The sequence below is a fragment of the Kribbella sp. CCNWLW201 genome (genome assembly GCF_037203805.1).
Classification (GTDB): Bacteria; Actinomycetota; Actinomycetes; order Propionibacteriales; family Kribbellaceae; genus Kribbella.
This window is the reverse complement of sequence record NZ_JBBCBQ010000001.1, coordinates 479,571-500,884: the sequence shown is the minus strand read 5'-3', so window position 1 is coordinate 500,884 and position 21,314 is coordinate 479,571. Positions and strand designations below refer to the sequence as shown.

Sequence of the window (21,314 nt, the reverse complement as noted above, 5' to 3'; positions counted from 1 at the left end):
CATGCGGGTTCTGATGATCGCGCAGTCCCCGATCGCCGGGGACTCGCGGATCCTGCGGGAGGCGACGGCTCTGGTCGCGGCCGGTCACGTGGTTCATGTGATCGGCCGGGACGTTCCGGAAGGCTTCGAGGTCGGTCCGGGCGTCACGGTCGAGTCTGTCTCCCGCTCGGCCGGACTGCGGGGCAACAACGGTGGTCCCGCGGTCGGTCACGGCCGGAACGGGCCGAAGGTGCTGGTCCAGCGGTTCGGCCGGTGGCTGCTGCTGCCGGAGCACCGCAACCGGACCGAGAAGCAGTGGCGGATCGCGGCGGCCCCTCGAGTGGCCGCCGCAGGACCGTTCGACGTCGTCCACGCGCACGACTTCAACACCCTCGAGCTCGCCGCTACTTACGCTTCAGAGTGGTCGGCGGCGCTGGTCTACGACACCCATGAGCTGTGGTTCGACCGTGCGTTGCCTGGTCGGCCGACGCCGTTGTGGCGGGCTCGTGGGCGGCGGTCCGAGGTTTCGCTGGCTGGTAAGGCGCGCTTCGTCATCACGGTGTCGGACGGCATCGCGCGCCGGTTGCGCGAACGTGGGTTGGCTGACGTTCGCGTCGTACGCAACACGTTCCCGCAGGCGGACGACGTACCCGAGGCGTTGGATCGGCCGGAGGGTCTGTTGTACGCCGGTCGCGTCGGAGCGGGCCGTGATCTGCCGACGGTGGTGGCCGCGGCGCGTGAGTTGGCGCCGTTCCGGACGGTGCTGATGGGGTCGGTGGATCCCAACTATCGCTTGGATCTCGGGCCGGTGGAGACCGTCGCCGAACGCTCCATCGACGATGTCGACGACACCCTGCGCTCGTACGGCATCTCGCTGGTCACGTTGACGAACACCTGCGAGAACCACCGGTTGGCGCTCCCCAACAAACTCTTCCACGCCGTCCGCGCCGGCGTCCCCGTGGTGGCCGCCGATCTCCCCGAGATGCGGGCAGTCGTCACGCAGTACAAGCTCGGAACCCTTTACACACCAGGTGATTCCGCCTCGCTGGCAGCCGCCGTACGCGAGCTGATCGAGAACTACGGCACCTACGCCGACGGCGTCCGCGCAGCCGCCAAAGACCTCAACTGGGAATCCGACGCAGCCACCCTGGTCGCCGCGTACGCATCCCTCTGAACCCCGCAACGTCCGAAGAAGTGTGGGCTATAACCCTCACTTCTTCGGACGTTGGCGCTTGGGTCAGCGGGATGCTTCTACCATCTGGCGCATCAGTTCGGCCGGGTCCTTCTCCGGCTCGGGTTGGGCCAGCTGGGTCGAGGCGATGCGGGACTGCGGGACCTCGGCGGTCTGCAACCCTGCGGTGTAGCCGGTCAGCGGCAGTGTCAGCGAGGACCGGGACGGGTCCAGCGTGATGGTGGCGCCGGTGAAGGGGATGGACGGGTTGTCCGGTTCGACTGTGAGGACGAGACCGAGGCGGTGGCCGGCGGCGAACACCACGTCGTCCGCGTTCAGCTCGAAGCTCAGGTCGACCCACTTGCCGGACTGCAGCGACTCCTTGGAGTACAAGGACTTGTAGTGCCCGACGTCCGCGAGTGTCCGCACCGCCACCGACGTGTCCGACACGGCCGTGTTGATCTGCGTGTCGGCGTAGCAACCGGTGTCGGCCGCGTTCCCGTCACCCCAGCACACGCGGGTGTCCGGGACGTTGGTGACATTGGTGTAGCGGTTCGCCGTACCGTAGTCCACCAACCGGGCTTTGATGCCTGCAGCAACCTTGTTGACCTTGACCCGGACCGACACCTTCCCGGTGCCGGTGACCCGGACGGCTTTCTCCAGGTCGTCGCTCAAGAACACCGCGCGATCCGGCCGGGCAGTCGTCGGATCGAGTACGACGGTGTCCACGGACGGCTCGTCCGTTCCGGTGAAGCTGACCGGATCACTCGATGCCGCGGCGATCGACAGTCCACCGGTCTTGGCCCCGGACGCCTTGCTGAGCTTCAGCGTGGTCTGTCGCGCGCCGACGGCCGGCCAGCGCGGCTCGTCGTAGAAGGTGCCGTCCTCGCGCTGCACTGTCGCCTGCGGGGTCTGCATCACGCCGTTCTGCAGGCCCTGCAGCCAGTAGTCGAACCACGGGTGCAGGTTGTTCACCCACTCGTCGCGGAAGCTGAAGCCGTCCAGGTGGACGCCCTGGTGCAGGAAGATCTTCCGCGGCACGTTGTAGCGAGCCAGTTGGTCCCACCACTCACCGAAGTGCCGGGTCTTCACGTTCTCATCGCCGAGGCCGTGGACGACGTACACACTGGCGTGCACGTTGCGCGCGTCCAGGTTGTAGTTCCGCGGATCCCACCACTTGCTGTAGCTGCCGGTGCGGGTGTCGGAGTCTTGCTCGATCTCGTTGGTCATCTCGACACAACGTGGTGACGCGTCGTTGCTGACGTAGTCGTGCAGGAAGCCCATGTACTCGTCGTAGAAGGGCACTCCGAAGCCACGGGTGTAGTCGTACCAGCTGGAGATCGCGGCGATCGGGACGATCGTCTCCAGGCCGCGGACCCCGGTGCTGGCGACCGAGTTGGCGATGGTGCCGTTCCAGGAGACGCCGATCATGCCGGCCTTCCCGGTGGACCAGTCGGCCTTCGCGCGGCTGCCGTCGGCGTTGTAGCCGGGCACCCGGTTGTTCAGCCAGTCGATGACAGCCTTGGTGCCGAGCACTTCCAGGTCCGCGCCGACGTCACTGCAACCGGTCGACCGGAACGTGCCGGGCATGTCGACGAACGCGACGGCGTACCCGCGCGGCACGAAGTAGTTGTCCAGCCAGCTGCCGAACACCTGCCGGACGCCGTTGCTGTCGAAGTAGGCCTTGTTGTCACCGGCGTAGTACGGCGACGCCTGGATGATCACCGGGACGTCGACCCCGGCCTGAGCCGCCTCACCCGGCCGGATCACGTCGACGGTGATCCGGTCGATGATGCCGTTGTCGTCGCCGTCGAGCTTGGGTACGTCGACCTCGATCCGCTCGCGGATCGCGTTGTCGTAGTCATAGGCCGCGACGGTGGTCGTGCCCTGGATGAATGGTTTGGCCGGTACGGCGGTAGGTCCGGCGGTCGCGGTCAGCGCGGCCACTGGGGCCAACGCGGCGACGACCAGAAGGGTGATCCCGGTCCGGAACCGAGTTCTGCGCATGCGTGTCTCCCCCTAGGGCGGTAGGTGAAGACCCCATTTTGCGCACAGATCTCATCCGAGCGGTCACTTCCCGTACACAGCACGGGAAAAACTTCGCGCAACTTCTCGTGCACGCGCTGCATCGAGATGAGCGAGACCAGCTACCAAGGGGAGCAACCAGATATGTGGCGACAGATAGTGGGTGTGGGGTGCGGCGCCGTACTGGCACTGGGGATGGCATCCCCGGTCGTGCAAGCGACGGGCACGGGCAGTACGGCCGTGAGTGAAGCCTGCTCGGCCGGGGTAGGGAGCGTGACGGCTGCCGGCGGACACACCGGCCGCACCGTCACCGCGACGGCACCGCCGTCGATCAGCAAGGGTGGGTTGACCGAGGGCGTCTTCAGCCCGGGCAAGGCACGGGTCACGAGCCACTGGGAGAGCTACCCCAAGTCCGGTGCCGGCAGTGTGAATTCCGGTTACGTCATCATCGGGGACTCGCTGTACAGCGCTAGCTACCTGACGAACGGCCTCGGCGAGATCGAGTCGCCGGGTCCGCAGTTCCGGCGGATCGGCGGCGGCTGGTCGAACTTCAGTCTGGTCGAGTGGGCGACTTACGACACGATCGAGGCAGGTGACGTGTCGCGGACCGAGGTGTACGCGCTGCGCAACGACGGTGTGCTGTTCCGCTGGCACGTCACGCAGAACGGCTGGCGTGCGACGGGCTCGTACCCGGGGTTCTCGGCGGTGAAGACGATGGCGGTGATCAGCAAGCGGCCCGGGTACGACACCTTCCTGGCGAACACCAAGGGCGGTGCGCTCTACACGATCCGGATCCCGGTGACGTCGCCGATGAAGCCGGTGGTGAAGCAGGTCCGCAGCCGCAGCTGGCAGGGCTTCGAGACCCTGATCGCGGACCGGTGCGGTCAGTACGGCACTCTGCTGGTGGGCATCGACAAGGACACCAAGACGGGATACCTGTACGCCGTCGGGCACGCGAACGGCACCTCGACGGTGATCAACAGCCTGGGCAAGATCGAGGGCGGCACCTTCGCCGACCCACTCGACTTCCGTTGGTCCATCGTCTCCTACTACGACTTCCTCAACGGCGAGTGAGGACAATCGTAACTGTCAGTTCGGTGATCTCCACGCCCGACGTCTACACACCGCCGCACAGCGTCGGGCAGCCCACCACGTTCACCGCGATCCCGGCGGGCGCGGGCAAGACGACCCGGATCGGCAAGGTCGTGTACGGCGCTTCGGCCCCGCCTACGATCTCCTCAACGGCGCCTGATTCCGCAGTCTTCAAACGGAGTTCACGTGCGGGTGCCTTGGGCAACCTAAGGTCGCGGTCATGATCACGACGCGACGTACGTTGCTCAAGGCCGGTGCGGTCGGAGTCGGTCTGGCTGCGACTCCGGGGTTGTCGTTCGCGGCCCGGCCAAGGCGGACTCGGGTGCTGTTGGCAACGAATGAGCCGTGGGGTACGTACCACGCGCAGCCGTTGCTGGCTGAGGCTGCTCGTCGTGGTTGGGAGTTGGTGCAGCTGGTGCCAGATCGGTCGCGGATCACGCCGACCGACCCGGTGACGGTGGCGACGCTGGACGACGTACCTCCGGCGGATCTGCTGGTCGTCAACGGGGCCGAGCCGTGGCCGGCGGACTGTGCGGCGGCGTTGAAGCGGCTGCCGTTGGTGGCGAGTTCGCTGGCCTATCTGAAGCCGGTGGAAGCGCCACGGGCCAAGGAGTTCCGGTCGCGGCTCGAGCTCGTGACGGCGGCGTCTCCGGCCGAGTCGAAGGTCTTCGCGGCGTACCTCGGCTGGCCTCGTCGGGTCCGGATGGTCGGCTCGGCGCAGACGGACAACTTGCCGGAGTACACGCCGCAGGCCGACCGTGTGCTGGTGCTAACCAGCGTGACTCGTCCGGATCCGACCGGCGGCGCGGCTCCCGGTACGCAACTGCTGCTCGATGCGGCCGCGAAGTTGGAGGCTGCGGGCAAGCACATCGTGGTCGGTCTGCACCCGCGCGAGGACCGGAAGCTGTGGGAGCGGTACGAGATCAGCCCGCTCGGGTCGGTCCCGGCCTCGGCCACGGCGGAGTGTGCGGTCGGCATCCCGGGCACGGTCTTCCCGATCGTGGCGGCGGTCGGCGTACCGCTGGTGGGTTGCGTCGACCCGAAACTGCAAGTGCCGGACTACATCCTCGACGTGTGCTCGTCGACAATCGACAGCCCGGAGGCGGCCATCAACGCCGTGGAGACTGCGCGGCCTGCCAGCCGGGGTGATGTCTTCGCGGCGGTCGGCCCGATCGGCGGCTCGGCTCGGCGGCTGTACTCCGCCTGGCAGGCAACCATCTCGTGCGCTCAACGAGCGGCTTGACCGGAGGTCAGTCGTCGGTGGTCGGGAACGCCGTACCGAGGATCGCGAACACGATCACGAGCAGGCCGACGCCGATTGCCGCGATCGCGACGCGACGGTGAGTTCCGCCCAGGCTCTGGAGGCCGAGAGCGACACCGGCGCCGGCTACGACGACAGGGAATCCCAGCCAGGACAACGGAATCGCCAGTGCGAGGGCGACGCCGCTGTGGATCAGTGCGTCTCGGTGGACCGTCGCCGGGTGGGCGGCGGCGCGCCGTACGGTGATCCCGAAGAGCAGCACAGCGGCGGTCACGATCAGGGCGAGCGAAATGAAGAAAGTTGCCGGGTCGACCGGGAACGAGTCATCCGGACCACGATCATTGCCCCACAGGTGGTCCCACGCCATCAACCCGATCGCGAGGCACGTCGCCCCCGACGCCACGATCACGGTCCGGCGGTGCTGTTGGTCAGGTTCGCTGTCAGCCATCGGCCGATCCCTTCCGTACGCCGATTGTGCCCCGGACGGACGGCGTACAGAAGGGCTCATCTGACCAGGTGGAGACGGGTTTCGGCGACGCTGAGGTCGAGGCGCTGACCCCAGCTGAGGGCGAGGGTGTCGGACTCGATTCCGTCGCCGAAGACGACCAGATCGGATTCGGCGATCACGGTGAGCTGCTGGTCGGTCTTCAACAGGCCTTCGGTGCAGGACGTGCCGGTCGCCGGTGACGGCCAGGCTTCGCGGACGAACCAGCTGAGTGTCGACTCGGTTGCTGTCGGCAACGTGAGTGGACTGTGCCGCTCCTGCCAGGCGGAGCGGCACCAGCCGGTCGAGCCGGTGCCGGTCCCCACCAGCAGGCCGGACGACGACTGGCGTTCTTCCAGCGCGTCCGGCGAACGCAGCCGGTAGCGGGCGGACTGATGCGTTCGATGACCGACGTACACCTCGTTGAGAGCGAGGAGCCGCTGCCCGTCATCGGTGCCGGCGGCCACCATCGTCCTCAGTTCGGCAGCCGCGGACAGGTCCGTACGCAGCAGGTCGGCGATCGCGGCCGGTTCGTGCGGCACGAGTACGCCGGGATTGCGCCCGGGCTCCGGGTCGACCCCGATCACCGGCTGGCCGTCCAGGTACTTCGCCACGTTCGCGACCAGTCCGTCCTGGCCGACCGCGATCACCACGTCCTCCGGCCCGAACCCGAATCGATCCAGGTCGTTGCGCTCAGCAACAGCACGCCGCCAGTCCAGCGGGATCGCGGCCGACACCATCGCCAGCGCGTCCTGCTGGGCCTGATGGCGGGCGTCGAGCTCGGCCAGGTCTCGCCCGCGGCCGGCCAGGAAGAAGCCGGCCTGCTGGCGAGTCCCATGCCGGGCGACCAACTCGGTGAGCTCGGTCGCCCGATGCACCAGCACCGCCCTAGGAGGCAAACTCATCCACGTCCTCGCTTCGCTCCGGGCGCGGATGAGGCACAAGACGCACTGTGCTGTCTGATGAACTCGCTCCGCTCGTTCATGGCGCTTCCGTCAGCCTGGTGAGCAGCGGGGTGATGAGGTCCGGGGTCAGGTTCAGCGTGCCGATCTCCGGCAGCGCACCCTGCTTGATCGCCATCGCGAGGATGGTCCCCTGGTCCAGCTCGGCGTACGCCTCGAGCATCGCCTTCTCCGCGGCGGCTTCGGCGGCGCCGATCACCCGCTTGGCATCCGCTTCGGCCTCGCTCAGCGCCCGCTGGCGACCCGCCGCGGCGGCTGTCTCGATCTGCCCGGCCGCGGCCGCCTCGGTCGCCCGGAGCCGCTCGTTCTGACCGCGCTGGTTGACCAGCTGCTCCTCACGGCGGGCCAGCTCGATCTGGTTCTGCAGCTCGTTCTCCGCGATCGACCGTTCCCGCTCGACCGCCATCGCCCGCCGCTCGTACGTCGCCTTGTCGGCAGCCTGCTGCACCATCTCCCGAGTGGGTGTCTGCAGGGCCTTCTCGACATCCCGTTCTGCCCGTACGGCGACCACGCGGACGTCCTCGACTCCGATGCCCAGACCGGTGAGCCGCTGATCCGCCCGCAGCCCGGTGCCGACCGCCTGGCGAAGCGCGGTCATGCCCTCGGAGAGCGCCTCGGTCAGGCTCATCCGGGCCAGCAGGTCGAGTGCGGTCTGCTGCGCCAGCTCGGTCAGCAGACCGCCGAGCTGCTCGAGCGGCGTGGACCGCCACAGCCCGCTGTCGGGGTCGATACCGAAGTCCAGCCGGGTCGCGGCCAGGCCCGGATCGGTCACCCGGTACGTCACGGTCGCTTGGACCACCACGTCCTGGAAGTCCTGCGTGCGGCCGTGGAACAGCAGCGGCTGCTCGCGGTCGTCGACCGGGATCTCGCTCAGCGACGAGTTCAGCGCGCGGAACCAGAACGCCTGGCCGGCACCGTCGTGCACCAGCTTGCCGTTGCGCAGATGTCGCACGTGGGTGGTCGGGTTGGCCCGCAGGTGGCTGATGAAGCGGAACCGGGTGATGTCTGCCATCTGACTTCTCCTCTTTGTCGTCAGTTTGACGATAAGGGCTCGGATCGCTTTTCGTCAAGGTGACGATTAGAGTGCTGTGTCATGGACTTCGTGCCGCTCGGCCTGGCCGCCGACCTGGTCATCCTGACCGTCCGCGACGGCGCCCTGAAGGTGCTGCTGATCCGCCGCGGCATCGCGCCGTACCAGGGCCGCTGGGCGCTGCCGGGTGGATTCGTGCGGCCGGACGAGGACCTGGAGGAGACCGCCCGCCGCGAGCTCGCCGAGGAGACCGGCCTGTCCTCGGACCGGATCCACCTCGAGCAGGTCGCGACGTACGGCGCTCCCGATCGCGACCCCCGTGGCCGGGTCGTCAGCGTTGCCTACCTGGCGCTGGTGCCCGACCTGCCCGCTCCGGTCGCGGGCACGGACGCGGCGTCAGCCGGCTGGGTCGACGCGGGGGAGGTGCTGGCCGATCCGGGAAGGCTTGCCTTCGACCATCACCGGATCCTGTCCGACGGGGTCGAGCGGGCCCGGGCCAAGCTCGAGTACTCGCCGCTCGCTGCCGCGTTCTGCCCGCCGGAGTTCACCATCTCGGAGCTGCGCGGTGTCTACGAAGCGGTCTGGGGTACGCCGCTGGACCCGCGCAACTTCCATCGCAAGGTCACCAAGACCCAGGACTTCGTCGAGCCCTCCGGCGCCACCACCACCCGCGACGGCGGCCGCCCTGCCCAACTCTTCCGCCGCGGCACGGCGACAACCCTCCACCCCCCGATGACCCGCGGTTGACTTCCAGTCAGCTTGAAGTGGTTCGCCGACCCGGAGTCGGTCGAGCGACCGTCGGTCAGCCGCGCGACTGCTTCATCCGATCGTTTTGCTTCGAACAGCCAGCTCCTCGGCCGTGATCAGGTCGGTGTGGGTGCCAGGGGAGCCGCACGCCCACGCGCCCGCGATGGATCCGGCGAGTGCGGCGTCGTACCAGCTGACGCCGTCGAGCCGGCGGGCCAAGAAGGCCGAGACGTAGGCGTCGCCGGCGCCGTTGGAGTCGACCACCGGCCGGTCGGGGAGCTGGACAGCCGGAATGTGTTGTGGGGCTTGGTCTCTGACGTGCAGGTAGCTGCCGTCGGCGCCGGCCATAGCGATCACGACCTCGGCCCGGCCGTTGGCGAAGATCCAGTCGATGGCGTCGTCCGGCAGGGCGCTGGTGGAGACGAACACAATGTCGGCAGTGGTCGCGAAGTCCTTGTGATAGTCGTTCCGGCCGTCCCAGTCGTGCAGATCGGTGGAGACGGTGCAGCCCGCCGCGAGCGCGTCGGGCAGTGCGTCCCGCGCGAAGTCCATGATCGAGACGTGCACATGCCTGGCGCGTACGACGTTCGTCCGCCAGAGGTCCGGGTCGACCCGCAGTCCGGCCGGGTGCCGGGCGTCGTACATGGACATGCGCCGCCCGTCCGGTGCGACCAGGTTGACCGATCGTCGCGTGCCGCTGGGATGGAAGGCGACGTGCAGTGGCATCCGGAGTTCGTCGTACAGGCGCCGGATGCGGCGGCCCTCGTCGTCGTCACCGATCACGTCCGCGAGACCGGCGCGCAGGCCGAGCAAGTGGCAGCCGAGGGTGACGCCATGCCCGGTGTGGGCGACGTACGACTCGACCGGCTCGACGCGGATCGTCTCGACCGCGGGCAGGGGCAACTCCGGCACCCGCACGATCGTGTCGATCCCGACGCCGCCGATCACGAACACATCCAGTTCCATGAGTCCCGTCATACCCGACTTTCGGCGAGGGCGTCAGGTGCCTTTCGCACATGTGGACACCGCGCGGGCGGCGGCCAGGCGAACAAGGGGTGCTCGCCTGGCCGCCGGGTCGCTACCGGGACGTCTCGACGAACTGGCGGATCAGCTCGGCCGGGTCCTTCTCCGGCTCGGGGTGCGCCTTCTGGCGGGCCGTCACAGTCTCGGCCGGACCGGCGGTCCGAAGGTTCGTCGTCGCGCCGGTCAGCGGCAGCGTGAGCGAGGAGCCCGCCGGGTCGATCGTCAGCGACCTGCGCGTCACGGTGTCGTCCGGGTTGCCCGGCTCGACCGTCAGCACGAGCCCGATCCGATGGCCCGCGGCGAACACCGCGTCGTCGGCGTTGAGCTCGAAGGTCAGGTCGTACCAGACTCCGCGCTGCAACGGCTCCCGTTGGGTCAGCGAACGATAGTGGCCGATGCTCGCCATCGTGCGCGCCACCACGTTGAGATCGGACGTTGCCGTTGCGATCCCGGTGTCGGCGTAGCAACCGGTGTCGGTCGCGTTCCCGTCACCCCAGCAGGTCGACGTCGGCTTGTTGAAGTACGACGTGTAGCGCGTGGCCGGACCGTAGTCCACCAGGCGTGCCTTGATCGCCGCCGACGGCTGGGACGACTGGACGCGGACCTTCACCGTGCCGGTGCCGGACAGTCGCACCGCGCTGGTCAGCTCGTTCGTGAGAAACACGGCTCGGTCGGACCGAAGCGTAGTCGGGTCGAGGACGTAGTCGTCATCGGAGTCCTTCCGGTCTGCGAAGGCGACCGTGCCAGACGTCGTCACCGCATCCGTCGTCAGCGTGCCGGCCGTCCGGTCGGCCGGCGCGGCCAGCGACAGCTTCGTCTGCTGGGCGCTCGCGGCCGGCCAGGTCGCCTCGGTCGTGAAGGTGCCGTCCTCGCGCTGGACCGTCGCCATCGGGGTGTCCATCACGCCGTTGTCGAGACCCTGCAACCAGTGGTCGAACCAGGGGTGCAACCGCTGCACCCAGGTGTCGCGGTAGCCGAACGAGTCGATGTGGACGTCCTGGTGCAGGAAGATCTTGCGGGGTACGCCGTTCTTCGCCAGCTCGTCCCACCACTCGCCGAAGTGCCGCGTCTTGACGTTCTCGTCGTTCAGCCCATGGACGACGTACACGCTGGACTTCACGTTCGCGGCGTCGAGGCGGTAGTTGCGTGGGTCCCACCATGGGCTGTAGCTGCCGGTCGCCGAGTCGGACGCGTCCTCCAACTCCTTGGTCAGTTCCGGGCAGCGAGGGCTGACGTCGTTGCTGACGTAGTCGTGCAGGAAGCCGATGTACTTGCCCCAGAACGGAACGCCGTAGCTGCGGGTGTAGTCGTACCAGCTCGAGATGGCGGCGATCGGCACGATCGTCTCGAGGCCCTCCACGCCGGTGCTGGCGACCGAGTTGGCGATCGTGCCGTTCCAGGAGACGCCGATCATGCCGGCCTTGCCGGTGGACCAGTCGGCCGGCGCGGGCGCGCCGGCGGGTGTGAAGCCGTTGGCCCGGCCGTTCAGCCAGTCGATGACCGCCTTGCCGCCGGCCACCTCGTAGTCCCCGCCGACGTCGTCACAACCGGAGGAGCGGAAGGTACCGATCAGGTCCACGAAGGCCACCGCGTAGCCGCGCGGAACGAAGTAGTTGTCCAGCCAGGTGTTGAACACCTTGCGGGTGCCGTTCGCATCGAAGTAACTCGCCGGGTTCGAGGCGTAGTACGGGGACGCCTGGATGATGACCGGTACGTCGACTCCCGCCTGCGCGGCCTCGCCCGGGCGGATGATGTCGACCATCACCCGGTCGTTGACGCCGTTGTCGTCGGCATCGACCGGCACCTCGACGGAGACCTGTTCGCGGATGGCGTTGTCGTACTCGTAGACGGCTGTCGTCTGCGAACCCGAGACGAACGGCCGGCTCTCGGTGAGCTGGGGTTGTGGTGGTGGCGCCGCAGTGGAACTGAGCGGGCTGACGGCGATCGCGGCGAGGACTGCGGCCGCTGTGGCGACCGTGGTGGTCCGGCGTGGTCGCCGGAACGAGCTGAGCAGCATGGGCGGACTCCTGAGCTTGGCGGACACGCCCAGCGCTGTTCGGCGCAGGACGTGCCCGAACATTAAGCCGTGTCCACGACCCGCGCCAGGGCACGGACGACGTACGTCACTTGATGTCGTCGCTCAGGTCGAGCAGGTCTCCCGGCCGGCAGTCCAGGGCGTCACAGATGGCTGTCAGGGTGGAGAAGCGGATCGCCTTGGCCCGGCCGTTCTTGAGGACCGACAGGTTCACGACGGTGACGTTCATGCGCTTGGCCAGCTCGGTCAGGGTCATGTCCCGCTCGGCCAGCAGGCGACCCAGGTTGACCTGGATGCGGTGGCTGTCCTCCGGTGGCATCAGACCAGCCCTTCGGTGTCCCGGCGGAGCTGGACGCCGACCCGGAACGCCTCGGCGAGCGCGGCGACCAGGAGGGCGATCCCCAGTGGCACGAACGAGATGTGGAGGGAGAACGGCACGTGGCCCTGCAGCGTTGTGCCGGCCACGAGCCGGTTGGTGGTGATCGCCGTCAACAGGCTGTCGCCGACCGAGCCGACGGCGATCAGTACGGCGATCCCGAAGAGGCGCGACGGGTTGCGGCTCGCGAACGGTTCACCCGCGCTCAGTGTCCGGGCCACCAGGATCAGCCAGTAGAGCCCGAGCAGAATCAGCAGGGTGTCGAAGATGGTCGGCAGCATGAACAGGATCCGCTGGCCGAGGTCCGCGTCCGCGATGGCGAGTCTCGCGGTGTCGGAGACGGTGAGTTTCGCCGGGCCGTCCGCGACCAGGCTGGTGCCCACGCCGGCCACCTCGACGTCGCGCTGAATCACGGGATTGGTTCCCACGCCGGCCACGGCGATCAAGGGGAGCATCAGGCCGAGGACGACCTCGATGGCGAAAGCCGCGCCGAGCAGGACCTGCAGCAGGTTGCTGTCGGTGCGGCTCCACCGAACCCGGCCGAGGATCTTCATCGCGGACACCCCATATCGTTTTTCGATAACATCGATAGTCGATGGTAACGATAAACGATATGGTGGTGTCAAGCGGTGCGGCTTACTGCTTGATCGGTGCGCCCGTCTTGGACTGGAGCTCGTCGAAGGTGACGCCGTCGGCGAGCTCGACCAGCTTCAGGCCATCCTCGGTGACGTCGAGTACGGCGAGGTCGGTGATGATCCGGTCGACCACGCCGCGGCCGGTGTAGGGCAGGTCGCACTCCTCCAGGATCTTGTGCGAGCCGTCCTTGGCCACGTGCTCCATCAGCACGATCACCTTCTTGGCGCCGTGCACCAGGTCCATCGCGCCGCCCATGCCCTTGACCATCTTGCCCGGGATCATCCAGTTCGACAGATCGCCGGTGGCCGACACCTGCATGGCGCCCAGGATGGCGGCGTCGATCGCGCCGCCGCGGATCATCCCGAAGGACAGCGACGAGTCGAAGAACGATGCCCCCGGCAACGTCGTGACGGTCTCCTTGCCGGCGTTGATCAGGTCCGGGTCCTCTTCGCCCTCGACCGGGTACGGGCCGACGCCGAGGATGCCGTTCTCGCTCTGCAGGACGACGGTGACGCCGTCCGGGATGTAGTTCGGCACCAGGGTCGGCAGGCCGATACCGAGGTTCACGTACGAGCCGTCCTCGAGCTCGGACGCGGCGCGGGCGGCCATCTGCTCACGGGTGAGTGGCATCTCAGGCCTCCATCTTCTCGCGCTGGGCCTCATAGGCCTCGCGGGGCTGAACCGTGCGCTTCTCGATCCGCTTCTCGATGTTCTTGCCGACGGCAACGACGCGCTGGACGTAGACGCCGGGCAGGTGGATCTCGTCCGGATCCAGCTCACCAGGCTGGACCAGCTCCTCGACCTGCGCGATGGTGACCCGGCCGGCCATCGCGGCCAGCGGGTTGAAGTTGCGCGCGCTCCGGTCGAAGACCAGGTTGCCGTGGGTGTCGCCCTTGAGTGCGTGCACCAGGCCGAAGTCGGTGGTGATCGATTCCTCCAGCACGTACGTCGTACCGTTGATCTCCCGGGTCTCCTTCGGCGCGGAAGCCTTCGCCACCGAGCCGTCCGCGTTGTACTTCTGCGGCAGCCCGCCCTCGGCCACCTGGGTGCCGACACCGGCCAGGGTGAAGAACGCGGCGATCCCGCAGCCGCCGGCCCGCAGCTTCTCGGCCAGCGTGCCCTGCGGGGTCAGCTCGACCTCGAGCTCACCGGACAGGAACTGCCGGGCGAACTCCTTGTTCTCCCCGACGTACGACGACGTCATCTTGGCGATCCGCTTGTCCGCGAGCAGGATCCCCAGACCCCAGTCGTCGACACCGCAGTTGTTCGACACCACGCTCAGCCCGGTCACCCCCTTGTCGTGCAGGGCGCTGATCAGTTCCATCGGGTTGCCGCACAGCCCGAAGCCGCCGACCGCGAGGCTCGCGCCGTCGCCGATGTCGTCGACCGCGGCCTGCGGCGAGTCGTACGTCTTGTCCATCCGGCTGCTCCGTTGCAGTGTCGTGGGCTGGGTCGTCTTGACTCTAACCAGCCAGCCGCGAGTCCGGCGATAGCCACCTCCTGTGGCCACTGCCACAGGTGTTCTGCCGCCCTACACCGAGGTGTGGCGGGGCACTATGCGGAGGCTTCGGAGCTGATCAGCAGGTTCAGCTCGTGCATGGCCTCGTACCGGGCGTCCTCGAGGGCTTCGGAGTCGCGGGACAGCACGATGGCCAGGTGCTCTCTGGCCGTGAGCAGGTCGCCACTGCCGCGGGCGACCCGGGCCAGACCGATGTGTGCGGCGGCAGCGGTTTCCGGCAGGTCGGCGTGCTCAGCGAGAGCCAGCGCCCAGCTGAAGTCCTCACCGGCCGCGTCCAGGTCGCCCTGGTGGCGGTAGAGCTCGCCACGCTGGCACAGGAGCAGCCCGGACTCGTCGTCCGCCCGGAGCTTCTCGGCCAGTTCCAGGGCCTCGCTGATGATGTCCACAGGGTCGTCGACGATCTCTCTGAGCGCTGTCAGCGCCAGGAACATCCCCCAGCGGTCGTCGAGCATCCGGAAGCGTCCCAGCGCCGTACGCAAGGCCTGAGCGGCGTCACCCGGCGTGGCAGAGGTCAGACCTGGGTAGCCGCGGCACAGCTCGACTGCAGCCCTGGTCCAGGCGTCGCCGTCCTCGTTCCGCGCCAGTACCTCCTCCACGGCCGAGGCGGACTCGAACGGCCCGAATACGAGCGACCACAGCAGCACGGTCACCGAGTACCGGAAGGGCCCGGTTGTGGTGGCAACGATCTGCTGAGCCAGCTCTAGCTGCTCCTGCTCGGCTGAGGCTGCTCCGTGGAGCACTGCCAGCAGGTACTCCTCGTCCAGCCCGACAGGCACGGTCCGGCCCAGCATGCTCAGCACACGCTCGGCGGCCGCCGCGGCCTCGTCCTGCAGCCCTTGGGACCACCAATAGCTCGAGTACTCCGCGACCAGTCGCAGGGCGGTCCGGGGGTCGGTGTCACAAGCGCGCTCGATCGCGCTTACGACCTGATCGTCGTACAGGTCGTCACCCCCGAAGTCCACGTACCTCATTGTCTACCGGTCGTGTTAACGCCGCGTCACCGGGTCAGAACCGGAGTACTCCCCAGCGGTCCGGGCGGTGCATGTCGACCACGTACTGCGGCGACCAGACCCAGAAGCTCAGCTCGGTCCCCTTCACGTACGCACCGTCGACGATCTCATGCGGCCACTCGCACCGCATCAGGTTCATCCGCCACTCGTCGCCCGGGTTGGGCGGCGTTGCGCGGCCCTCGTTGTACGAAGCCAGGTCGGCCCACGGTACGGCGATTTCCACTGTCCAACCAGTGTCCGTGTCGGACGGATCGTTCAGCGTGCCGTCGATGTGGAGCGCGGTCCGCAGCCCGGGCAGGTTCGTCGGGTCCACCGGTACGCCGCCGTCGACGTACGGCTTGGGCAGGGTCAGCTCCCAGATCGTGCCGAGCGGGTTGATCTCGAACTCGTAGTAGTTCAGACCGTCGCCGTCGGGGTCGAGGAACAGTTCGAAGTTGTTCTCCTCGAACAGCTTGGTGTTCTTCTCGCTCATCGTCGACCAGACGTGCGGTTCCTCGAGCTGACCGCCGACGTACAGGAACTGGTCGTCGTACATCAGCTTCGCCCGGGTCCGGAACCGCGGCACCGGACCCTCGCCGCCGATGTCGACGAAGTCGGTCGTCCAGGGCGCGATCTCCCAGGCCGGGTCGGTCAGGGTCCCGTCCAGGGCCGGGGCGGTCGGCGTACGCGGGCAGTCGTAGACGGGCAGGTCAGGCATCGGCACGCTCCAGCAGTCGGGCGACGAGGTTGGCGACGAGGAAGGTGATCGCGGTCAGCACCGGTACGACGGCCAGCGTCCAGGGCGACGACAGGTTCTCGGTGAGGAACGCGAGGACGACGATCAGCATGAAGGCGACGCCGAGGAACGCCACCAGTCGGGGATGCGGCATCGCCAGCCGGCTCAGCGCGAGCCCGCCGAGGACGACGGTCACGACGACGATCAGCACCAGCAGCGGGAGGCCGAGGGCGCCGCAGCTCGCGGTGTCGCGGACCCGCTCGCAACCGCGCTCGCTCAGCCAGACCAGCGCGATGGTCGCGAACCCGCACAACAACCCGACGACCCCGAGGATCAAGAACGGCGGCAACGGCGGCGCATCAAAGCGCCCCTCATCCGCCTCCTCGGCCTCTTCCTCGTCCGCAGCTTCCAGAACGGCCTCGAGATCCTCCGGCATCCGCCCGTCCTCGTCCTTCTGGCTCATTGCCGAAGGCTACCGACTCAGGCTGCGCCAAGCGATCGGGCGATCGCGTCCCGTACGTCGGAATCGGTCGGAGGGGTGAGACCGCGCTCAGCCGCCAACTCGGCCAGCGACACCATTGTGACGTCGTGCAGGCCGCAGCTCGTGAACGTGTGAAACACGCTCATGTCCGGGTCCACGTTCACCGAGAAGCCGTGACTGGTCACCCCGCGCCGGATCCGCATCCCGATCGAGCACAGCTTGCGGCCGTCCTCGGTCCACACCCCGACCAGACTGCTCGCGCCCTTCGGCGTGTCCCGTCGTACCAGCGGAAACCCGAGCGACCCGAGCGCCTCGATCAGCCCGTTCTCCACCCACCGCACGACGTCCACCGGCCCGCGCTGCTTGAGGTCGATCACCAGATAGCCGACCAGCTGCCCCGGCCCGTGGTACGTCGCGAACCCGCCCCGATCCACCGCCACCGCCGGAATCCCCGCGGTCTCGGCCGGCAACTCCTCGAGCACAGTCCGCGGCCCATACGTGATCACCGCCGGATGGCTCAACAAGAACAACCGATCCCCAGCCCGCCCCTCGACCCGCTCCTCCACCCACCCCCGCATCTCCTTGGCCGCAACCTCATACTCGACCTCACCCAAATCCACCCGCTGCATACCTTCAGCGTAGGTCGGCGGAAACAGCACGAGGGCGGTGACCGGAGTCACCGCCCTCGATTGGTCGGGCTGACAGGATTTGAACCTGCGACCTCTTCGTCCCGAACGAAGCGCGCTACCAAGCTGCGCCACAGCCCGAAGCCGGAGTTAGCTTACATGCGCGTGCGGCTGGGACGAAATCGGGTTAATTCGCGGGACCAGGGTGAGCAGTGTGGCCTCTGGTCGGCAGGCGAAACGGACCGGGGCGTACGGCGAGGTGCCGAGGCCGGCGGACACGTGCAGAGCCGCCTGGCGGCCGTCGTGGCCCCAGGTGGACAGGCCCTTCACCCGGGAGGTGTCCAGGTCGCAGTTGGTCACCAGGGCGCCGTACAGCGGCACCGCGAGCTGGCCGCCGTGGGTGTGGCCGGCCAGGACCAGCGGGTACCCGTCGCCGACGAAACCGTTCAGGACCCGCTGGTACGGCGCGTGCGTCACGCCGACGGACAGGTCGGCCGTCGGGTCCACCTCGCCGGCGACCTCGTCGTACCGGTCCCGCTTGATGTGCGGGTCGTCGGTGCCGGCGAAGTCCAGCCGGAGGCCGTTCACCTTGAGCGTCGCCTTCGCGTTGTTCAGGTCGGTCCAGCCGGCGTCGGTGAAGGCGCGCCGCATCTCCTCGTACGGGAGGTCCGGGCCGTGTGGCTTGTGCCGCTGCTTGTGTGCGGGCAGTAGGTACTTGCCCGGGTTCTTGAAGTGCGGCTTCCAGTAGTCGTTGGAGCCGAACACGAACACCCCCGGTACGTCGAGCAGGTCGCCGTACGCCCGGATCAGTGGCCGCACCGAGGCCTCGTGGGAGATGTTGTCGCCGGTGTTCACGATCAGGTCGGGCTCGAGCGCGGCCAGATCGTTGACCCAGTTGATCTTGCGCTCCTGGGCCGGCATCAGGTGCAGGTCGGACAGGTGCAGCACCTTCAGCGGCGTGGCGCCTTCCGGCAGCACCGGGACCGTCACTCTGCGCAGCGTGAACCAGCGCACCTCGATGCCGGCCGCGTACGCGACACAGGCGGCGCCCACGGCGCCGACGACCGCCGTGGCTTTGAGGGTGGTGGTGGCAAGCCCGCTCAAACTCATTTCACCAGCCTGCCACAATCGTGGTCATGTCCAACCCCGGTATGAAGCAGCGGCTGCACGACGACATGACCGCGGCCCTCAAGGCGCGCGACGAGATCCGCAAATCGACCCTGCGGATGGCACTCACCGCGGTCACCAAGGCGGAGGTGGCCGGTAAGGAGGCCCGCGAACTCAGCGACGCCGAGATCGTCGACGTACTGAGCGCGGAGGCGAAGAAGCGCCGCGAGTCCGTCACCGCCTACCGCGAGGCGGGCCGCGCCGAGCTCGCCGACAAGGAACAGGCCGAGGCGGACATCCTGGCCGAGTACCTCCCCGAGCAGCTCACCGAGGAGGAGATCGTCGCCCTGGTCACCGAAACCATCGCCGCCACCGGCGCCGCCGAACTCGGCCCCCGCGGCATCGGCAAAGTCATGGGCGCCCTCCAACCCAAAACCAAAGGCAAAGCCGACGGCGCCATCGTCTCCGCCGAGGTGAAGCGCCAACTCGGCGCCTGACGCAACGAACCCCCAACGTCCGAAGATCTGAGGCCTATAGCGCACGGATCTTCGGACGTTGTTGCTTCAGCGGCCGCCGCAGTTGGGGTATTTCGGGTTCCAGGGTGGGCAGTTGGGGTTGATCGTGACCGGTGGGGTGACCGGGGGTTTGGTGGTTGCCGAGGGCTGGCCAGTGGTGGCCGGCGGGGTCGGCTGGTTTTTCTTGCTGCCGTTGGAGATGTGGATGGTGACGGTGGAGCCCTCGGGGGCGCCTTCGCGTTGGCGCGGGGTGGTGTAGGCGACCGTGCCGGCGGTCTCCTCGGAGTTCACCGTGCCGGGGGCGATCGCGACCTCGAAGCCCGCCTGCCGGATCTTGTTGGCGGCGTCCTCGGGGTTCATCCCGTTCACGTACGGCAGGTCCTTCACATCACCGCGAACGGTCTTGTCGGACGGCGCGACGAACTTGGTCGTCGGGTAGCCGCTCAGCGCACCCTGCATCGCGGTCATCCACAGCGGTCCGGCGGTACCTGAGCCGGAGGCGTCGTACATCTTCTTGCCGTCGAGTGTCTGGCCGATCAGCGGGTAGTACGGCGGTGACGCGTCGGCCACCACGGCGGCCGCGGCGAGCTTCGAGGAGTAGCCCGCGTACCACACCGCCTTGGCATCGTTGATCGTTCCGGTCTTGCCGGCCAGGTCGCTCTTGCCGAACTTCAGCTTCGACCCGGTGCCGCCCGGCTCCATGACCTCGTGCAGCACCGCGTTCACGCCGTCAGCGACCTCCGGTGCCAGCGCCTGCTTGCAGTCGGCGCCGGGTGACCCGACCGCCTTGCCGGCTGCGTTCTTGATCGAGGTGACCAGCCAGGGCGTGCAGTACATGCCGCGTGCCGCGAAGGCCGCGTACGCGCCCGCCAACTGCAGCGGACTCACGGTGTCGACGCCCAGGGTCATCGACGGAACCTGCTTGAGCGGCTCGGTGGTCTGCGCGTCGTACAGGCCCAGGCTGGCGGCGATCTTGGCGATCGGGCAGAGGCCGGTCTGCTGCGAGAGCTGCAGGAAGTACGTGTTGGTCGACTTCTGCGCCGCCTGGATCATGGTCGGAACCGGGACGTTCTTGGTTGAGTTGCCCGGGGTGTAGTCGGGGGCGGAGGTCGACCCGTCGCAGGTGCTGAACTTCTTGCCGCTCAGATTGATCGTGTTGGGTGAGTTGATCTTGTAGTTGAGCGGGAAGCCCTTCTGGATCGCTGCCGCGACCGTGAAGGCCTTCATCGTCGAGCCGATCTGGAAGCCGCCGTAGCCGCCGGGGTAGGACTTCACGACGTTGTAGTTGTACGACGACTGACCCCGCTTGTTGCCGTACTTGCGGCTCTGCACCATGGCCTTCACCAGGCCGGTACCTGGCTCGACGATGGTGATCGCGGCGATCGCCTGGTCGGTCGGCTTGGAGTGCTCGTCGATCGACTTCTGCGCGGCCTTCTGCATCTTCGGGTCCAGCGACGTACGGATGGTGAGGCCGGCCGTCTTCAGGTAGTTTTCCCGATCTTTGTCGGTCTTGCCGAAGGCCGGGTTCTTCTCCAGTTCGGAGACGACGAACTCGCAGTAGAACGGGTACGGCCCGTTGGCGCAGCCGAGTTTGTTCGGGCTGACCTTGGCCGGGTCGATCACCGGGGTCTTGAGGGCGGAGTTGGCCTGGCTGACCGAGATGACCTTGAGCTCGAGCATCCGCTTGATGACCACGTCACGGCGGTCCTTGGCGCGCTTCATGTTGTTGGTCGGGTCGTAGCCGGTCGGGTTCTTCACCAGGCCGGCCAGCAGCGCCGCCTGCGGCAGGGTCAGCTGGGACGCGTGCACCTGGAAGTAGTGCAGGGAGGCGGCCTCGATGCCCCAGGCGCCGTCGCCGAAGTTGGCCAGGTTGAGGTACTTCTCGAGGATCTCGTTCTTCGAGTATTCCTTCTCCACCGCGATCGCGTAGCGCAGCTCGGCGACCTTGCGCTGGTACGTCTCGGCGGTCGCGGCCGCGACCTCCTCGGGCGTGTTCGCCTTCTCGACCAGGCTCATCTTCACGTACTGCTGGGTGATGCTCGAACCACCCTGCTGCACCGAGCCCTCGGACTGGTTCCGCAGCAGCGCGCGCAGGGTTCCTTTGAGGTCCAGCGCGCCGTGCTCGTAGAACCGGTCGTCTTCGATCGCGACCATCGCCTTCTGCATGATCGGCGCGACCTGGCTGAGCTTGACCGGAACCCGGTTCTGCTCGGCCAGGGTGGCGATCAGGCTGCCGTCGGCGGCCAGGATGGTGCTCTTCTGCTTGAGCGGCACCTCGTCGAACTGCTGCGGAAGGTCCTGCAGGGTCTCTGAAGTCTTCTCGGTGGTGAAGCCGGCCAGGCCGGCGAACGGGATCGCAAGACCGGCGGCCAACGCGCCCGACAGCACGCTCACCCCGAGGAACAGAACCACAGATTGGACGACTCCCCGGTCGTCCTTTTCCCTGACGCGCATGGTTATAGAGGGTACGGGATCGCGGTGACAGTCCGAATCCGAAAGTGTGAGACACGTCACGTCAAC

21 protein-coding genes and 1 tRNA gene are annotated in these 21,314 nt (G+C 67.7%); 5 read left to right on the top strand and 17 right to left on the bottom strand.

From position 1 onward, the window contains the following. Position 1: 1 nt before the first annotated feature. Positions 2-1,153 (top strand): glycosyltransferase, encoded by a 1,152-nt coding sequence (locus tag V9K99_RS02210; RefSeq protein WP_337322871.1) that lies wholly within the window; start codon positions 2-4, stop codon positions 1,151-1,153. Between the two features lie 63 nt (positions 1,154-1,216). Here V9K99_RS02210 and V9K99_RS02205 read toward each other — a convergent pair whose 3' ends face one another. Beyond that, positions 1,217-3,157: a CocE/NonD family hydrolase gene (locus tag V9K99_RS02205; RefSeq protein ID WP_337007493.1), complete on the bottom strand. Its 1,941-nt coding sequence runs from the start codon at positions 3,155-3,157 to the stop codon at positions 1,217-1,219. Positions 3,158-3,448: 291 nt separating this feature from the next. Here V9K99_RS02205 and V9K99_RS02200 point away from each other — a divergent pair, with 291 nt between their 5' ends. Beyond that, on the top strand, positions 3,449-4,249 hold the full coding sequence (locus V9K99_RS02200) for a hypothetical protein (RefSeq protein ID WP_337007492.1): 801 nt from the start codon (positions 3,449-3,451) through the stop codon (positions 4,247-4,249). 238 nt (positions 4,250-4,487) lie between these two features. Further along, the gene (locus tag V9K99_RS02195; protein WP_337007491.1) at positions 4,488-5,510 is read left to right on the top strand and encodes a hypothetical protein; all 1,023 of its coding nucleotides are present in this window, start codon (positions 4,488-4,490) and stop codon (positions 5,508-5,510) included. 7 nt (positions 5,511-5,517) lie between these two features. Here the strand turns inward: V9K99_RS02195 and V9K99_RS02190 are convergent, their stop codons facing one another. From V9K99_RS02190 to V9K99_RS02180, 3 genes are all read right to left on the bottom strand, one after another. Continuing rightward, on the bottom strand, positions 5,518-5,976 hold the full coding sequence (locus V9K99_RS02190) for a hypothetical protein (RefSeq protein ID WP_337007490.1): 459 nt from the start codon (positions 5,974-5,976) through the stop codon (positions 5,518-5,520). A gap of 56 nt (positions 5,977-6,032) precedes the next feature. Continuing rightward, positions 6,033-6,917 (bottom strand): hypothetical protein, encoded by an 885-nt coding sequence (locus V9K99_RS02185; RefSeq protein WP_337007489.1) that lies wholly within the window; start codon positions 6,915-6,917, stop codon positions 6,033-6,035. 76 nt (positions 6,918-6,993) lie between these two features. Then, positions 6,994-7,986, bottom strand: coding sequence for an SPFH domain-containing protein (locus V9K99_RS02180; RefSeq protein WP_337007488.1), 993 nt, complete (start codon positions 7,984-7,986; stop codon positions 6,994-6,996). 81 nt (positions 7,987-8,067) lie between these two features. Between V9K99_RS02180 and V9K99_RS02175 the strand changes: the two genes are divergently transcribed. Next, complete coding sequence (locus tag V9K99_RS02175) at positions 8,068-8,751, top strand: NUDIX hydrolase (RefSeq protein WP_337007487.1); 684 nt, start codon at positions 8,068-8,070, stop codon at positions 8,749-8,751. A 72-nt stretch (positions 8,752-8,823) separates the two neighbouring features. Here the strand turns inward: V9K99_RS02175 and V9K99_RS02170 are convergent, their stop codons facing one another. The 12 genes from V9K99_RS02170 to V9K99_RS02115 form a co-directional block, all read right to left on the bottom strand. Beyond that, positions 8,824-9,717, bottom strand: a complete 894-nt coding sequence (locus V9K99_RS02170; protein WP_337007486.1) for a carbohydrate kinase family protein — start codon at positions 9,715-9,717, stop codon at positions 8,824-8,826. A gap of 112 nt (positions 9,718-9,829) precedes the next feature. Next, positions 9,830-11,791 (bottom strand): CocE/NonD family hydrolase, encoded by a 1,962-nt coding sequence (locus V9K99_RS02165; RefSeq protein ID WP_337002727.1) that lies wholly within the window; start codon positions 11,789-11,791, stop codon positions 9,830-9,832. Between the two features lie 106 nt (positions 11,792-11,897). Further along, positions 11,898-12,128, bottom strand: a complete 231-nt coding sequence (locus V9K99_RS02160) for a helix-turn-helix domain-containing protein (protein ID WP_337002729.1) — start codon at positions 12,126-12,128, stop codon at positions 11,898-11,900. Continuing rightward, the gene (locus V9K99_RS02155; protein WP_337002731.1) at positions 12,128-12,739 is read right to left on the bottom strand and encodes a DUF2975 domain-containing protein; all 612 of its coding nucleotides are present in this window, start codon (positions 12,737-12,739) and stop codon (positions 12,128-12,130) included. The genes V9K99_RS02160 and V9K99_RS02155 overlap by 1 nt, the downstream gene beginning before the upstream one ends. A gap of 82 nt (positions 12,740-12,821) precedes the next feature. Beyond that, positions 12,822-13,451, bottom strand: a complete 630-nt coding sequence (locus tag V9K99_RS02150) for a CoA transferase subunit B (RefSeq protein ID WP_337002733.1) — start codon at positions 13,449-13,451, stop codon at positions 12,822-12,824. A gap of 1 nt (position 13,452) precedes the next feature. After that, positions 13,453-14,241, bottom strand: a complete 789-nt coding sequence (locus tag V9K99_RS02145; protein WP_337002735.1) for a CoA transferase subunit A — start codon at positions 14,239-14,241, stop codon at positions 13,453-13,455. Between the two features lie 134 nt (positions 14,242-14,375). Continuing rightward, positions 14,376-15,302, bottom strand: coding sequence for a tetratricopeptide repeat protein (locus V9K99_RS02140; RefSeq protein WP_337002737.1), 927 nt, complete (start codon positions 15,300-15,302; stop codon positions 14,376-14,378). A 43-nt stretch (positions 15,303-15,345) separates the two neighbouring features. Continuing rightward, positions 15,346-16,047, bottom strand: a complete 702-nt coding sequence (locus V9K99_RS02135; protein ID WP_337002739.1) for a carbohydrate-binding family 9-like protein — start codon at positions 16,045-16,047, stop codon at positions 15,346-15,348. Beyond that, the gene (locus tag V9K99_RS02130; RefSeq protein ID WP_337002740.1) at positions 16,040-16,528 is read right to left on the bottom strand and encodes a hypothetical protein; all 489 of its coding nucleotides are present in this window, start codon (positions 16,526-16,528) and stop codon (positions 16,040-16,042) included. Before V9K99_RS02130 ends, V9K99_RS02135 begins: the two co-directional genes overlap by 8 nt. 17 nt (positions 16,529-16,545) lie before the next feature. Next, positions 16,546-17,175: a lipoyl(octanoyl) transferase LipB gene (lipB, locus tag V9K99_RS02125; protein WP_337002742.1), complete on the bottom strand. Its 630-nt coding sequence runs from the start codon at positions 17,173-17,175 to the stop codon at positions 16,546-16,548. Positions 17,176-17,236: 61 nt separating this feature from the next. After that, positions 17,237-17,313, bottom strand: a tRNA-Pro gene (locus V9K99_RS02120). Between the two features lie 9 nt (positions 17,314-17,322). Continuing rightward, positions 17,323-18,282, bottom strand: a complete 960-nt coding sequence (locus tag V9K99_RS02115; protein WP_337002744.1) for a metallophosphoesterase — start codon at positions 18,280-18,282, stop codon at positions 17,323-17,325. Positions 18,283-18,308: 26 nt separating this feature from the next. On the opposite strand from V9K99_RS02115, the gene V9K99_RS02110 reads away from it, so the two are divergent. Beyond that, positions 18,309-18,776 (top strand): GatB/YqeY domain-containing protein, encoded by a 468-nt coding sequence (locus tag V9K99_RS02110; RefSeq protein WP_337002746.1) that lies wholly within the window; start codon positions 18,309-18,311, stop codon positions 18,774-18,776. 66 nt (positions 18,777-18,842) lie between these two features. Here V9K99_RS02110 and V9K99_RS02105 read toward each other — a convergent pair whose 3' ends face one another. Then, a complete protein-coding gene (locus V9K99_RS02105) occupies positions 18,843-21,248 on the bottom strand; it encodes a penicillin-binding protein (protein WP_337002748.1) in 2,406 nt (801 codons plus the stop codon). Positions 21,249-21,314: the final 66 nt, after the last annotated feature.

Bases quoted from the DNA above. Each gene is read 5' to 3' on its own strand.
- V9K99_RS02210 (WP_337322871.1), top strand. From the start codon at position 2: ATGCGGGTTCTGATGATCGCGCAGTCCCCGATCGCCGGGGACTCGCGG.
- V9K99_RS02205 (WP_337007493.1), bottom strand. From the start codon at position 3,157: ATGCGCAGAACTCGGTTCCGGACCGGGATCACCCTTCTGGTCGTCGCC.
- V9K99_RS02195 (WP_337007491.1), top strand. From the start codon at position 4,488: ATGATCACGACGCGACGTACGTTGCTCAAGGCCGGTGCGGTCGGAGTC.
- V9K99_RS02190 (WP_337007490.1), bottom strand. From the start codon at position 5,976: ATGGCTGACAGCGAACCTGACCAACAGCACCGCCGGACCGTGATCGTG.
- V9K99_RS02185 (WP_337007489.1), bottom strand. From the start codon at position 6,917: ATGAGTTTGCCTCCTAGGGCGGTGCTGGTGCATCGGGCGACCGAGCTC.
- V9K99_RS02180 (WP_337007488.1), bottom strand. From the start codon at position 7,986: ATGGCAGACATCACCCGGTTCCGCTTCATCAGCCACCTGCGGGCCAAC.
- V9K99_RS02175 (WP_337007487.1), top strand. From the start codon at position 8,068: ATGGACTTCGTGCCGCTCGGCCTGGCCGCCGACCTGGTCATCCTGACC.
- V9K99_RS02170 (WP_337007486.1), bottom strand. From the start codon at position 9,717: ATGGAACTGGATGTGTTCGTGATCGGCGGCGTCGGGATCGACACGATC.
- V9K99_RS02165 (WP_337002727.1), bottom strand. From the start codon at position 11,791: ATGCTGCTCAGCTCGTTCCGGCGACCACGCCGGACCACCACGGTCGCC.
- V9K99_RS02160 (WP_337002729.1), bottom strand. From the start codon at position 12,128: ATGCCACCGGAGGACAGCCACCGCATCCAGGTCAACCTGGGTCGCCTG.
- V9K99_RS02155 (WP_337002731.1), bottom strand. From the start codon at position 12,739: ATGAAGATCCTCGGCCGGGTTCGGTGGAGCCGCACCGACAGCAACCTG.
- V9K99_RS02150 (WP_337002733.1), bottom strand. From the start codon at position 13,451: ATGCCACTCACCCGTGAGCAGATGGCCGCCCGCGCCGCGTCCGAGCTC.
- V9K99_RS02145 (WP_337002735.1), bottom strand. From the start codon at position 14,241: ATGGACAAGACGTACGACTCGCCGCAGGCCGCGGTCGACGACATCGGC.
- V9K99_RS02135 (WP_337002739.1), bottom strand. From the start codon at position 16,047: ATGCCTGACCTGCCCGTCTACGACTGCCCGCGTACGCCGACCGCCCCG.
- V9K99_RS02130 (WP_337002740.1), bottom strand. From the start codon at position 16,528: ATGAGCCAGAAGGACGAGGACGGGCGGATGCCGGAGGATCTCGAGGCC.
- lipB (WP_337002742.1), bottom strand. From the start codon at position 17,175: ATGCAGCGGGTGGATTTGGGTGAGGTCGAGTATGAGGTTGCGGCCAAG.
- V9K99_RS02115 (WP_337002744.1), bottom strand. From the start codon at position 18,282: ATGAGTTTGAGCGGGCTTGCCACCACCACCCTCAAAGCCACGGCGGTC.
- V9K99_RS02110 (WP_337002746.1), top strand. From the start codon at position 18,309: ATGTCCAACCCCGGTATGAAGCAGCGGCTGCACGACGACATGACCGCG.
- V9K99_RS02105 (WP_337002748.1), bottom strand. From the start codon at position 21,248: ATGCGCGTCAGGGAAAAGGACGACCGGGGAGTCGTCCAATCTGTGGTT.